10 protein-coding genes are annotated in these 13,635 nt (G+C 69.4%); 8 read left to right on the forward strand and 2 right to left on the reverse strand.

Annotated features, from left to right (window positions below):
- Nucleotides 1-158 precede the first annotated feature (158 nt).
- The 8 genes from HUW10_RS17045 (at nucleotide 159) to HUW10_RS17080 (ending at nucleotide 11,414) form a co-directional block, all read left to right on the forward strand.
- The gene (locus HUW10_RS17045) at nucleotides 159-1,796 is read left to right on the forward strand and encodes a DEAD/DEAH box helicase (RefSeq protein WP_371808639.1); all 1,638 of its coding nucleotides are present in this window, start codon (nucleotides 159-161) and stop codon (nucleotides 1,794-1,796) included.
- Nucleotides 1,793-3,019, forward strand: coding sequence for an acyl-CoA dehydrogenase (locus HUW10_RS17050; RefSeq protein WP_174504557.1), 1,227 nt, complete (start codon nucleotides 1,793-1,795; stop codon nucleotides 3,017-3,019). Before HUW10_RS17045 ends, HUW10_RS17050 begins: the two co-directional genes overlap by 4 nt.
- Nucleotides 3,020-3,337: 318 nt before the next feature.
- On the forward strand, nucleotides 3,338-5,725 hold the full coding sequence (locus HUW10_RS17055; protein WP_174504558.1) for a bifunctional diguanylate cyclase/phosphodiesterase: 2,388 nt from the start codon (nucleotides 3,338-3,340) through the stop codon (nucleotides 5,723-5,725).
- 48 nt (nucleotides 5,726-5,773) lie between these two features.
- Nucleotides 5,774-6,274, forward strand: a complete 501-nt coding sequence (locus HUW10_RS17060; RefSeq protein WP_174504559.1) for a GatB/YqeY domain-containing protein — start codon at nucleotides 5,774-5,776, stop codon at nucleotides 6,272-6,274.
- Nucleotides 6,271-8,133, forward strand: coding sequence for a DNA primase (gene dnaG, locus HUW10_RS17065; protein ID WP_174504560.1), 1,863 nt, complete (start codon nucleotides 6,271-6,273; stop codon nucleotides 8,131-8,133). Before HUW10_RS17060 ends, dnaG begins: the two co-directional genes overlap by 4 nt.
- A 45-nt stretch (nucleotides 8,134-8,178) precedes the next feature.
- Entirely contained in the window at nucleotides 8,179-10,095 is a 1,917-nt protein-coding gene (rpoD, locus tag HUW10_RS17070; RefSeq protein ID WP_174504561.1) for an RNA polymerase sigma factor RpoD, read from the forward strand.
- A gap of 8 nt (nucleotides 10,096-10,103) precedes the next feature.
- Complete coding sequence (locus HUW10_RS17075; RefSeq protein ID WP_174504562.1) at nucleotides 10,104-10,703, forward strand: GNAT family N-acetyltransferase; 600 nt, start codon at nucleotides 10,104-10,106, stop codon at nucleotides 10,701-10,703.
- Nucleotides 10,704-10,739: 36 nt separating this feature from the next.
- Nucleotides 10,740-11,414, forward strand: coding sequence for an RluA family pseudouridine synthase (locus HUW10_RS17080; protein ID WP_174504563.1), 675 nt, complete (start codon nucleotides 10,740-10,742; stop codon nucleotides 11,412-11,414).
- On the opposite strand, the gene HUW10_RS17085 is transcribed toward HUW10_RS17080, so the two are convergent.
- Nucleotides 11,367-12,740: a trehalose-6-phosphate synthase gene (locus HUW10_RS17085; protein WP_174504564.1), complete on the reverse strand. Its 1,374-nt coding sequence runs from the start codon at nucleotides 12,738-12,740 to the stop codon at nucleotides 11,367-11,369. The two genes, HUW10_RS17080 and HUW10_RS17085, sit on opposite strands and share 48 nt — an antisense overlap.
- 1 nt (nucleotide 12,741) lies before the next feature.
- Nucleotides 12,742-13,452, reverse strand: coding sequence for a trehalose-phosphatase (gene otsB / locus HUW10_RS17090; RefSeq protein ID WP_174504565.1), 711 nt, complete (start codon nucleotides 13,450-13,452; stop codon nucleotides 12,742-12,744).
- Nucleotides 13,453-13,635: the final 183 nt, after the last annotated feature.

The raw sequence follows: 13,635 nt of genomic DNA on the forward strand, positions 1-13,635 counted from the left end.
ACCTTGACTTTTACGTGGTCTGCACTGATACCGGAGGTGTGAAGGGCAGCGTTGAACGCCCTCCCGCCCATGCCCGATTTTCCCACCCGCGCCGTTATCCGCGCGTGGGCGAGCCGGCTGGGCCATATCAGTTTCTCTTGTCCGAATTGGTCCGCATATTGTCCGAATCCTGGGATATCGAGCCCCACACGCCCACCACCACTGCCACTGAACCGGCCGCCGAACCGCCGGCCGAAACCGGCTTCGCGCCGCTCGGCCTGTCCGAACCCATCCTCACAGCGCTCGCCGAGAAGGGCTACACGACGCCGACGCCGATCCAGGCGCAGGCGATCCCCGTCGTGCTGATGGGGCGGGACGTGCTGGCCTGCGCGCAGACCGGCACCGGCAAGACCGCGAGCTTCACCCTGCCGATGCTCGACATCCTGTCCGGCTCGCGCGCCCGCGCCCGGATGCCGCGCTCGCTCATCCTCGAGCCGACGCGCGAACTGGCCCTGCAGGTCGCCGAGAATTTCGTCCTCTACGGCAAACATCTGAAGCTCAACCACGCGCTGCTGATCGGCGGCGAGAGCATGGGCGAGCAACGCGACGTGCTGACCCGCGGGGTCGATGTGCTGATCGCCACCCCCGGCCGCCTCATCGACATTTTCGAGCGCGGCGGCCTGCTGCTCTCCGATGTCCGCGTGCTGGTGATCGACGAGGCCGACCGCATGCTCGACATGGGGTTCATCCCCGATATCGAGCGCATCGTCGCCATGCTGCCGGCGATGCGGCAGACGCTGTTCTTCTCCGCCACCATGGCGCCCGAAATCCGCCGCCTGGCCGACGCCTTCCTCTCGAACCCGAAGGAAATCACCGTCTCCCGCCCGGCCACCGTCGCCACCACCATCACCGAGGGCCTGTCCCTCGTCGCGACGCATGACAAGCGCGAGGCGCTGCGCCGGCTGATCCGCAGCGAGGAAGTGCAGAACGCGCTGGTGTTCTGCAACCGCAAGCGCGATGTCGACATTCTCTGCAAGTCGCTGGTCCGGCACCAGTTCTCCGCCGGCATGCTGCATGGCGACATGCCGCAATCGGCCCGTTTCGCGACGCTGGAGAAATTCAAGGCCGGCGAGATCCGCCTGCTCGTCTGCTCCGACGTCGCCGCCCGCGGCATCGATATCGGCGGCCTGTCGCATGTCTTCAATTTCGACGTCCCGCACCACGCCGAGGATTACGTTCACCGCATCGGCCGCACCGGCCGGGCGGGCCTGCAGGGCCGCGCCCTGACCCTCGCCGGCCCCGAGGACCGGATCGCGGTCGAGGCGATCGAGCGGCTCACCGGCCATGAAATCCCCCGCCTCGCCGTCGATGGTCTCGACCCGGTGGAGTGGGAGGAGTCCGACGGCCGTGGCCGCCGCGGCCGCGGCAAGGGCAGGGGAGCGGCGAAACCCGCCGCCAAGCCCGCCACCGCCGCCGAACCCGCGAGCCCCAAAGCCGCAACAACCGCCAGGTCCGGCGAGCGCCGCCGCCCCGAACGGTCCGAACGTCCCGACCGTCCCGAGCGGTCTGACCGCTCCGAGCGGTCCGAGCGTCCCGACCGCGCCGACCGCCCCGAGCGGTCTGACCGCGCCGAGCGCCCCGATCGGTCTGACCGCGCCGAGCGCGGCGGCCGCGCCGAATCCCCGCGCGATGCCGTGGTCGGCTTCGGCAACGACATTCCCGCCTTCATGCAGATCCGCCGGCGCGACACGTCCCGGCCCCGCGAGGAAGGCGCGGACCAGGACAAACACAACGAGGATACGGAAATCGCCGCATGAACGAGATCAAGAGGATAGACGAAGCCGCACCCCGCAAGACGGGCCGCAAGGGGGGGTTCACCCCGTTCGACTGGTCGGACGCCCTCCATCTCGACGCGCAACTGACCGAAGACGAGCGCGCCATCCGCGACATGGCGCACGAATACTGCCAGAACAAGCTCTTCCCGCGCGTCCTTAAAGGCTTCCGCGAAGAAAGCTTCGACCGTTCGATCATGTCCGAAATGGGCGAGCTGGGCTTTCTCGGCGCCACTTTGTCCACCCATGGCTGCGCCGATGTCTCTTATGTCGCCTACGGGCTGATCGCCCGCGAGGTCGAGCGCGTCGATTCCGGCTATCGCTCCGCCTTCTCGGTGCAGTCCTCGCTGGTGATGTACCCGATCTACGCCTTCGGCTCCGAGGCCCAGAAAGACCGCTACCTGCCGAAGCTGCGCACCGGCGAATGGGTCGGCTGCTTCGGCCTCACCGAGCCCGATGCCGGCTCCGATCCGGGTTCGATGCGCACCCGGGCGAAGAAGGTTGATGGCGGCTTTGTGCTGAACGGCTCGAAGACCTGGATCAGCAACTCGCCGATCGCCGATGTCTGCCTGGTCTGGGCCAAGGATGACGAGGGCGTGATCCGCGGCTTCCTGGTCGATCGCGACTCCAAAGGGCTGGAGACGCCCAAGATCGAAGGCAAGGTCTCGCTCCGCGCCTCGGTCACCGGCATGATCATGCTCTCGGACGTCTTCGTCCCCGAGGACCGCATGCTCCCCGGCGTGAAGGGCCTGCGCGGCCCGTTCTCCTGCCTCAACAACGCGCGCTACGGCATTGCCTGGGGCGCGCTGGGTGCTGCCGAATTCTGCTGGCACGCGGCCCGGCAATACACGCTGGACCGGCAGATGTTCGGTCGCCCCCTGGCCGGCACCCAGCTCGTCCAGAAGAAGCTGGCCGACATGCAGACCGAGATCACGCTCGGCCTGCACGGCGTGCTGCGCCTCGGCCGCCTGCTCGATGCCGGCGAGGCGGCGCCGGAAATGATCTCCCTGCTCAAGCGCAACAATTGCGGCAAGGCGCTCGACATCGCCCGCCTCGCGCGCGACATGCATGGCGGCAACGGCATCGTCGACGAGTACCACGTGATCCGTCACATGGTGAATCTCGAAACCGTCAACACCTATGAGGGTGCGCACGACGTCCACGCCCTCATCCTCGGCCGCGCCCAGACCGGCCTGTCCGCCTTCTGATCGCGCGGGCGCCATCCATCCTGCGGGATCGGATGGCGCCCGACGCTCTCGATAACCGGACCCTCCTCGCCCGGCCGGGCCAAGCCGTCCGGCCGGTTTTCATCCCGCTCCGCCCTCTCTGCCTGCGCCGCACATGCGTGCGCTGCTTGCAACATTGCGGCCATATGTATATATCGTTACATATAAATATCATTTTTGCTGCAAAAAATTGCAAACAGTGAACCTATTTAGAGAAACGCCAGTCCAGAGACGTGTCGTGGAACACTTCCCCCTGCCTCATGACTGATCTCGCCGCCCCCGCAGCAGCCCCCGCCGCCGATGTCTGACCTTTCCCGGCCATCGCCCGGGGGCCCGGCCGCCTTGCGCGGCGTCATCCGCGCGCTGCTGGGCGCGGATGCGGTGCCCCGCCACCTCGCCGAGTCGGTGGCGATCGAGGGGTTCGAGCTGCGCGCCCGGCTCACCCGGGTGGCGAGCCTGGTCGGCATGGGCATCGCCATCGTCCTCGCGGTCGATTTCCGCGCCACGCTGCACCGCCCGGCAGTGGCGGCGTCGCTCGCCGTGCTGCTGCTGGCCTGCCTCGTCCTGTTCGGCGTCGCCGCCGCTTGGCCCGCACTGCGCCGCCGCCGGTCCGACCTGCTGCTGATCCGCATCGCCTTCAACGGCGTCACGGCGGTGCTCGGCACCGCCTGGGCGGTCTATCTGAACCTGCTGATCCGCGCGGTGCCGCCGGATAGCCAGGGGCTGCTGATCGGCGTGTTCATCGGCCTGCTGTCCAGCGTCATTTCCGCCGGCCCGCTCGCCACCAGGCTCGCCTTCTGGCTGCCGCTCACCGCCGGCGCCTTCGCCGCCCTGCGCGTCTCGGCCAGTCTCTGGCAGCCCGCCATCGTGATCACGCTCGCCCTTTATTCCGCCTTCGTCCTGTTCACCATGGTCGTGCTCAACCGCCGCATGGTCGAGCACGGCGTCAGCACCTTCGAGCTGCGGCGGATCAACGAGACGATCCAGATGCTGCTGCGCGATTTCGAGGACAATGCGAGCGACTGGCTGTGGGAGACCGACGCCCGGCTGAACCTCGTCCATCCCTCGCCGCGTCTGGCCGAGGCAGCGCGCCGCGACGCCACCGCGATCGGCGGCAACCTGTTCACCTTCCTCGCCAGCCTCGGCGCCACGGATGCCAGCGCGGCCGATACCGATGCCGCCGATGGCAATGCCAATTCCGACCCCTATGCCGAACTGCGCCGTCAGATCGGCCTGCGCCGGCCGTTCCGCGACCTGCTGGTGCCGGTCGGCCCGGCGGATGACCGCCGCTGGTGGTCGCTCACCGGCAAGCCCACGCTCGACCATCACGGCCTCTTCGCCGGCTATCGCGGCGTCGGCTCGGATGTCACGGTGGCGCACAGCTCCCGCCAGCGGATCGATTTCCTCGCCCGTCACGATCCGCTGACCGAGCTGCTCAACCGCGCCGCTTTCGGCGTCCTGGCCGACCAGGCGCTCGCCACCGCCGGCGCCGCCATGCTCTATCTCGATCTCGACCAGTTCAAGGCGGTGAACGACAGCTACGGCCACGCCCTGGGGGACAGCCTGCTGCGCGCCGTCGCCGGCCGCCTGCGCGGCGCCATCCGCGACACCGACATCGCCGCCCGCCTTGGCGGCGACGAATTCGCCGTCCTGCTGCCCGGCGGCAGCCGGCTCGACGCGACCTCGATGGCCGACCGCATCATCGAGCGCCTCTCCCCGCCCTACGGGCTCGACGGCATGACGGTCGAGATCGGCGTCAGCATCGGCATCGCCCTCGCGCCCGAGGATGCCGACACGTCGGACGCCCTGCTGCGCAACGCCGATCTCGCCCTCTACCGCGCCAAGCAGCGCGGCCGCGGCGCCTGGCAGCTCTTCGACCAGGCGATGGACCGCCAGGTGCAGACCCAGCGCGGCCTGCGGCGCGACATCCGCCGCGCCCTGAACGACCGCGAACTCTTCCTCGAATACCAGCCGATCGTCGATCTGCGCAGCCGCCGGCTGCGCGCGGTCGAGGCGCTGGTGCGCTGGCGCCATCCCCAGCGCGGCGTGATCGGGCCGGAGGGTTTCATCGCCATCGCCGAGCGCGGCGGGCTGATCGGCGCCGTCACCCGCCATGTGCTGGCCGAGGCCGCCGCCTTCGCCCTGCGCCTGCCGCCCGAGATCTCGATCTCGATCAACCTCTCCGCCCTGCATCTGCGCGAGGCGCTGCAATTCGACCAGATTTCCGCGGTCATCGCCGCCTCCGGCCTCGATCCCCGGCGCATCGAGTTCGAAGTCACCGAAACCGCCCTGCTCTCCACCGACGACCGCACGATCGACAATCTCCGCCGCCTGCGCGCCCTTGGCTGCAGCATCGCGATCGACGATTTCGGCACCGGTTTCGCCGCCCTCTCCACCCTGCGCACCTTTCCCTTCGACCGCCTGAAGATCGACCGCAGCTTCATCCGCGAGCTTGATCGTCCGGGCAACGCCGCTCAGATCGTCAGGGCGATCATCGAGTTCAGCCGCACGCTCGGCCTGCGCGTCACCGTCGAGGGCGTCGAGACCGAGGCGCACGCCGCCGCCCTGCTGGCCTATCCCGACATCGATGCCCAGGGATATCTCTTTTCCCGGCCGCTCTCCGGCGATAGACTGCTCGTCCTTGCGGCGTCGGGCGTGCTGGCCGGCACGGGCGCGGCCTTCGGCTGACGGCCGCGCCGCCCCGCGTCCGCGGCCGGCACAAGTTCGGAGACCGTCATGACCGTCACACAAGCGAATGTTCCCGGCGAAGCCGCCGCCGCCCTGCGCGTCAGCCTGACCGAAGACCTGAAATCCGCCATGCGCGCGCGCGACGAGATCCGCGTCTCCACCCTGCGCATGGTCCTCGCCAAGGTGAAGGACGCCGACATCGCCGCCCGCCCGCGCGGCGTCGAGGCGATCGCCGAGGCCGAACTCGTCGCCCTGCTGCGCGGCATGGTCAAATCCCGCCGCGAGTCCGAGGCGCAATATCTCGCCGGCAACCGCCCCGAGCTTGCCGCGCGCGAGGCGGCGGAAATCGCCATCATCGAGGCCTATCTGCCGCAAACCCTCGCCGGTGCGGCGCTCGATGCCGCCATCGCCGCCGCCATAGCCGCCACCGGTGCGACCGGCCCGAAACAGATGGGCGCGGTCATCGCCGCGCTGAAGGCGGCGCACGGTGCGGCCCTCGACATGGCCGCCGCCTCGGCCGCGGTGAAGGCGAAGCTGGCCGGCGGATGAGCCTGCCGCCGCAATTTCTCGACGAGCTGCGCAACCGCACGCCGCTCGTCCCGCTGGTCGCCCGCCGCGTGCGCCTCGAGCGCGCCGGCCGCGACCAGAAAGGCTGCTGCCCGTTCCACAACGAGAAATCGCCTTCGTTCTACGTCTACGACGATCACTATCACTGCTTCGGCTGCGGCGCGCATGGCGACGCCATCAGCTTCGTGATGCAGAGCGAGGGGGCGAGCTTCATCGAGGCGATCGAGCGCCTCGCCGCCGAGGCCGGGCTGGAGGTGCCGAAGCCGAGCCCCGCCATCGCCGAGGCGCAGAAGCGCGAGGCGGAGCTGGCGGATGTGCTCGAAGCCGCGGCCGCCGAATACCGCCGCCGCCTCGCCGCCCCCGAGGGCGAGGCCGCCCGCGCCTATCTCGCCGCCCGCGGCCTCGATGCGCCGACCATCGCCCGCTTCGGCCTTGGCTGGTCGGGCGAGGGCAGGGGGGCGCTGCGCGCCGCACTCGCCCGCCAGGGCATCGCCGAATCCCGCCTCATCGAGGCCGGGCTGATGAAGGAGGGCGAGCGCGGCGCGGTCGATTATTTCTACAACCGCGTGATGTTCCCGATCCGCGACCGCAAGGGCCGCATGCTCAGCTTCGGCGGCCGCCTGCTCGGCGATGGCCAGCCGAAATACCTCAACGGCCCGGAAACCGCGCTCTTCTCCAAGCGCCGCACCCTCTACGGGCTCGACTCCGCCCGCCCCGCCATCCGCACCGGCGCGGCGCTGATCGTGGTGGAGGGCTATATGGACGTGATCGCGCTCGCCGCCGCCGGCTTCGCCGGCGCGGTCGCCCCGCTCGGCACCGCACTCACCGACTCCCATCTCGAGGAACTCTGGCGCCTCTCGCCGCGCCCCATCCTCTGCCTCGATGGCGATGCCGCCGGCCGCAGAGCGGCCCTGCGCACCATCGAACTCGCGCTGAAGCAGCTCACCCCCGAGCGCGGCCTCGCCGTGCTCGCCCTGCCGCCGGGCGATGATCCGGACAGTTTCGTCCGCCGTGAGGGCGCGTCCGCCTTCGCCGCCCGCCTCGCCGCGATCCCCTCGCTGGCCGACACGCTCTACGACCTGCTCGCCGAGGCGGCCGACCAGTCCACCCCGGAAGGCCGCGCCGCCCTGCGCGCCCGGCTGGAGGCGCTCGCCCGCCTGATCGACGACCGCGCCCTGGCCGGCGAATACCGCGCCGCCCTGCTCGACCGTTTCTTCGCCGCCCGGCGCGACCGCGCGTCCGCGGCCCGTCCCGGCGGCAGCGCGGCCTTCCGTCCTGGCTTTTCGCGTCCCGGCTTTTCGCGTTCCGGCTTTTCGCGTCCCGGCTTCGCCAACCCGCCGCTGCTCAACCTGCCCCGCCCTCCGATCGACACCGCCATCGCCCATCGCCGCCGCGCCCGGCTGCTGACCGGCCTGCTCATCGCCCATCCCGACCTGCTGCCGATGCTGGAGGAGGCCTTCGGCCTGCTCGCCTTGCCGGAGGAGTGCGCCCGCCTGCGCGCCGCGATGGCCGCATGGCTCGCCACCGCCGAAACCCTTGACTCTGAACACCTGCTCAACCATTTGACCCAGTCAGGTCTGGGTGAGGAGGCCGCTCTCGTTCTTGCCGGCATTCCGCGCCCCGGAACCGGAACCGACACGTCCGCAACCGGCGCCGATGCGTTGCAGTCGCTCTGGTACGGACTATACGGCCTGATGAATCTGGACTGGCTGCGGCAACAATGCGAGGAACAGAGACTGAGGTTCGAGCAGGATCCGACGCCCGAAAACAACACCCGTCTGCGGGCCCTCGTGGAAGCGCGCTATCGCGCCGAGCGGGGCGAAGCCGACCTTGACGCCTGAACCGAGCGCGCCCTTCGCGTTGCTGCCCTGGAGATTGATGCACTGATGGCGACCAAACAAGCTGCCCAAGCCGAGACCGCGGCGCCCGAGGCCGAGGCCGACACCGCAACGCTCGACATCCAGTCCGCCTCGGTCAAGCGCCTGATCGCCCGCGGCAAGGAGCGTGGCTACATCACCTTCGACGAGCTGAACGCCGTCCTCCCCTCCGAGCAGAACAGCTCCGAGCAGATCGAGGACGTGATGTCGATGCTCAGCGAAATGGGCATCCAGGTGGTCGAGGGCGAGGAAGGCGAGGAGCCGGAACCCGCCGCCCGCGCCGAGAAGGACGAGGAAGCGACCGAGGACGAGGAAACCGCCTCCGGCAACATCAGCGAGTCGAGCGGCAGCCGCACCGATGATCCGGTGCGGATGTATCTGCGCGAGATGGGCACGGTCGAGCTGCTCTCCCGCGAGGGCGAGATCGCCATCGCCAAGCGCATCGAGGCCGGGCGCGACATGATGATCGGCGGGCTCTGCGAAAGCCCGCTCACCTTCCGCGCGATCATCTCGTGGCATGAATCCCTCAAGGACGGGAAGATGCTGCTGCGCGACGTGATCGATCTCGAAGCCACCCAGGGCGGCGGCGATGCCGGCTTCAACCCCAACGCCCCGGTCGCCGAGGAACCCGAGGAGGACGAGGAAGGCGAATCCAGCGGCCTCTCGCTCTCCGCGGTCGAGGAGAAGCTCAAGCCCGAGGTCTTCGAAACCTTCACCGAGGTCGAGAAGCTCTACGAGAAGTTCATGAAGCTCCAGCACAAGCGGCTGGACGCGATGAACGCCGGCGAGGAAATGGCCTCCCGCTCGGAAAAGACCTACGAAAAGCTGCGCGACGAGCTGGTCGCCAAGGTCGAGCAGGTCAGCCTGCACAATAACCGCATCGAGGAGCTGGTGATCCAGCTCAAGGAGCTGAACCAGCGGCTCAACGGTCTGGAAGGCCAGATGCTGCGCCTCGCCGAGGGCTGCAAGATCACCCGCGAGGACTTCCTCGCCGCCTATCGCGGCCGCGAGATGGACCCGACCTGGCTGGACGACGTGGCCAAGCGCCCCGGCAAGGGCTGGAAAATCTTCGTCGAGCGCTACGGCACCCGCATCACCGAGCTGCGCGCCCAGATCGGCCGCATCGCCGCCGAGGCGCAGCTGCCGATCGAGGAATTCCGCCGCGTCTATGCCACCGTCTCGCGCGGCGAGCGCGATTCCACCCGCGCCAAGAAGGAAATGATCGAGGCCAATCTCCGCCTCGTCATCTCCATCGCCAAGAAATACACCAATCGCGGCCTGCAATTCCTCGACCTGATCCAGGAAGGCAATATCGGCCTGATGAAGGCGGTGGACAAATTCGAATACCGCCGCGGCTACAAGTTCTCGACCTACGCGACCTGGTGGATCCGCCAGGCGATCACCCGCTCGATCGCCGATCAGGCGCGCACCATCCGCATCCCGGTCCACATGATCGAGACGATCAACAAGCTGGTCCGCACCTCGCGGCAGATGCTGCACGAGATCGGCCGCGAGCCCACCCCCGAGGAACTGGCCGAGAAGCTCGGCATGCCGCTCGAGAAGGTGCGCAAGGTGCTCAAGATCGCCAAGGAGCCGATCTCCCTCGAAACCCCGATCGGCGACGAGGAAGACAGCCATCTCGGCGATTTCATCGAGGACAAGAACGCGATCATCCCGCTCGATGCCGCGGTTCACGCCAATCTGCGCGAAGCCGCGACCCGCGTGCTCTCCTCGCTCACCCCGCGCGAGGAGCGCGTGCTGCGCATGCGCTTCGGCATCGGCATGAACACCGACCACACGCTTGAGGAAGTCGGCCAGCAATTCAACGTCACCCGCGAGCGCATCCGCCAGATCGAGGCGAAGGCCCTGCGCAAGCTCAAGCATCCCTCGCGCAGCCGCAAGCTGAGGAGCTTCCTCGAGGACTGAGCCGCGCCATGCTCGAATATGCCCGCGTCCGCCCCGGCGAGAGTTTCGACCGCGCCTGCGTCACCGTGACCTTCCTGCGGATGGACCGCATGCCCGCCCGCACATGGCCCGACCTGCCTGAAGGCGCCACGATCGAGCCTGTGCCGCACATGGATCTCGCGACCTATCGCGACCTCTACGACCGTGTCGGCCAGCCCTGGCTGTGGTGGCTGCGGCGGATCATGCCGGATGCGATGCTCGCCCGCCTGCTGGCCGATCCGGCGATCGCGGTGTACGTGCTGCGGGTCGATGGCGCGGTCGCCGGCTTCTTCGAGCTGGACGCGACCTCCTGGCCGGATGTCAATCTGAGCTATTTCGGCCTGCTGCCCGAGGTGATCGGTCGCGGCCTCGGCTTCGCCCTGCTGGGGGCGGCGATCGAGCGGGTCTTCTCCGGCCCGGTCCGCGGCATGACGGTGAACACCTGCACCGCCGATCATCCCCGCGCCCTGCCGAACTACCAGCGCGCCGGCTTTCGCATCGTCCGCCGGATCGACGAGGTATGGGACATCCCGAGCCGCCTCGGCTTCGCGGTGCCCGCCCATCTCCGCCCCCCGCCGCGCCCGGCCTGAACCCGCGCCCGGCCATGGCACGACGCTGAGCGAGCGATGACCGAGCCCCGCATCCTCCACCACTCGACCCACCTGATCGTGATCGACAAGCCCGCCGGCCTGCCGAGCCATGCCGGCCGCGCCGGCGGCCCGAGCGTGGAAGACTGGTTCCCCCGCTGGCGGCGCGGCGCCGACGGGCCGTGGCTGGTCCACCGGCTCGATACCGACACTTCCGGCTGCCTCGCCATCGCCCGCCGCAAGACCACGCTGGTCGCGCTGCAACGCGCCTTCGCCGCCCGCCGCGTCGGCAAGACCTACTGGGCGATCGTCGAGGGTGTTCCGGCCGCGCCGCACGGCACGATCGAACTGGCGCTCGCCCGCCGCGCCACCCAGGGCGGCTGGCGCATCGCGCCCGATCCGCGCGGCGACCCCGCGATCACCGACTGGCGATGCCTCGCGGCGGGGCAGGGCAGGGCCCTGCTCGAACTCCGCCCGCGCACCGGCCGCACCCACCAGCTCCGCGTCCATTGCGCCGAATCCGGCTTCCCCATCGTCGGCGATCCACTCTACGGCACCGCTTCCGACGGGCTCTGCCTGCTCGCCCGCGCGCTCGCCCTGCCGCTGGAGCCGAAACTCACCGTCACCGCCGCGCCGCCCGTGCATATGCTGGCGGCGGCACGCGCCTCAGCGCTCGATCTCGCGCAACTGGTCGAGGAAGCTCCGGCAGAATGAGGCGGCGGTCCGCGCCCTGATCTTGCCGAGCAGCGCCGCATGCCGCGCGACCCGCTCCTCCGCCGGCATCAGCAGCGCCGCGTGCATCGCATCCGCCACCTGGTCGGCGTCATACGGATTGACGATCAGCGCCTCGGTCAGCTCCTCCGCCGCCCCGGCGAAGCGCGAGAGCACCAGCACCCCCGGGTCCGCCGGGTCCTGGGCGGCGATGAACTCCTTCGCCACCAGGTTCATCCCGTCGCGCAGCGGCGTCACCAGCCCGATGCTGGCGATCCGGTAGAACCCGGCGATGGTGGCGCGGTTCACCGCCCGCGTCATGTAGCGCAGCGGCGTCCAGTCGAAATCCGAATAGGCGCCGTTGATCTTGCCGGCCTGCCGGTCCAGCTCGTGCCGCAGCGCCTGATACCGGTCGACATCCTCGCGCGAGCGGGCGGCGATCTGCAACAGGCTGATCCGGCGCAGATGCTCGGGGTGCCGCTGGAACAGCCGGCCGAACGCGTCGAAGCGCTGCGGCAACCCCTTGGTATAGTCCAGCCGGTCCACCCCGATCGCCAGTGCCCGCCCCACCAGGCTCGACACCAGCCGCCGCGAATCCGCCATCCCCGCCGCCCGCTGCGCTGCGCGCGCGAAGCCCTCCGCGTCGATCCCCACCGGCGTTACCGTCGTCATCGTGCGGTGCCCGTCATGAACGAAGCCGCCCGCCCCGTCGCGGTGCAGCTCCATGCAGGAGGCGGCGCACTCCAGGAAATTCGCCCGGTCGCCCTCGGTCTGGAACCCGACGAGGTCCGCCGCCGCCATCGCCCGCACCAGCTGGCACGCCTCCGGCAGCACGTGCAGCATCGCCGGCGGCACGAAGGGGATATGCAGGAACAGCCCGATCCGGTTGGTGACGCCGCGCCGCCGCAGCGCCTCGGCCATGGTCAGCAGCTGGTAGTCATGGATCCAGATCACGTCGTCCGGGTCCAGCAGCGGCGCGAGCCGGGCGGCGAATCTCTCGTTGACCGCGAGATACCCCTCGAACTCGTCGCGCCGGAAGTCGAACAACCCGCTGCGGTAATGCAGCAGCGGCCACAGCGCGCCGTTGGAGAAGCCGACATAGAAGCGCCGATACTCCGCCTCGCTCAGATCGAGCGTCGCATAGGTGATGCCGCGATGCTCGGCGATGGCCGTCCGTCCCGCATCGCTCGCGCTCCGCCGTCCCGACCAGCCGAACCAGAGCGAGCCGGGGATCATCGCCTCCTCCAGCGCCACCGCCAGCCCGCCGGCCTTGGCCCCCTTGTCGGTGGGCAGCGACACCCGGTTGGACACGACGACGAGCCGCCCCATCTCACACCCCTCCCGGCACGAGGGCGCTGCCGAGCCAGGCCAGCACAGCACCCGGCCTGCCGCCGAAATCGCGATGCACATGCAGCCCATGCCCGCCTTGCGCCGCCGCCGCCGCGATCGCCTCCTCGTCGGTCACGTCATCGCCGACGAAAACCGGCACCCGCCCGGCGAAAGGCGGCCGCGCCATGAACCATTCCAGCGCGCGCCCCTTGCCCGCGCCGCGCGGGCGGATCTCCCAGGCCATGTTCGCCGCCAGCAATTCCACCTCGGGCGAGGCGGCGATCATCGCGCCGATCATCTCCCGCAGCGCCGTCCCGGCCGCGGGAGCCGCCCGGAAATGCGCGACCAGCGAGGCCGATTTCGCCTCGATCCGCACGCCCGGATGCGCCGCCGCCGCCGCCTCCAGCGCCGCCCGCCACGCCGCGCGGTTCGCCGTCTCGTGCAGCGGATGATGGATCACCCCCGCCGCGTCGCGCAGCACGAAGCCGTGCTCGGCGCCGGCGGGGAAGGGGGCGCCGGTCACCACGTCGATCTGCGCGAGCGACCGCCCCGAAAGGATCGCCAGCGCCCCGTCGCGCTGCGCCGCCAGCCCGCGCAGCATCGAAGCGAGCCCCTCGGGCACCGCCACCTCCTCCGCCGTCGGGGCAAATTCCAGCAACGTGCCGTCCAGGTCGAGGAACAGCGCGTGATCGCGCGTCAGGATCGGTTGCATTCATGACAAATGGGCATGGATGATGCCCCGATCAAGCAACGAGACCGATTCGGTTGCGGAACGCTGGAAGTTGCGGAACGCTAGAACACGTTCCGATCCATCAGGATCGGAACGTGTTCTATCTTTTTGATTACTAGAGCATCTTGATCCGATCAGATGAGCCCATCTGATCGGATGATGCTC

Source organism: Acidiphilium sp. C61, assembly GCF_905116885.1.
In the GTDB taxonomy this organism is placed as follows: Bacteria; Pseudomonadota; Alphaproteobacteria; order Acetobacterales; family Acetobacteraceae; genus Acidiphilium.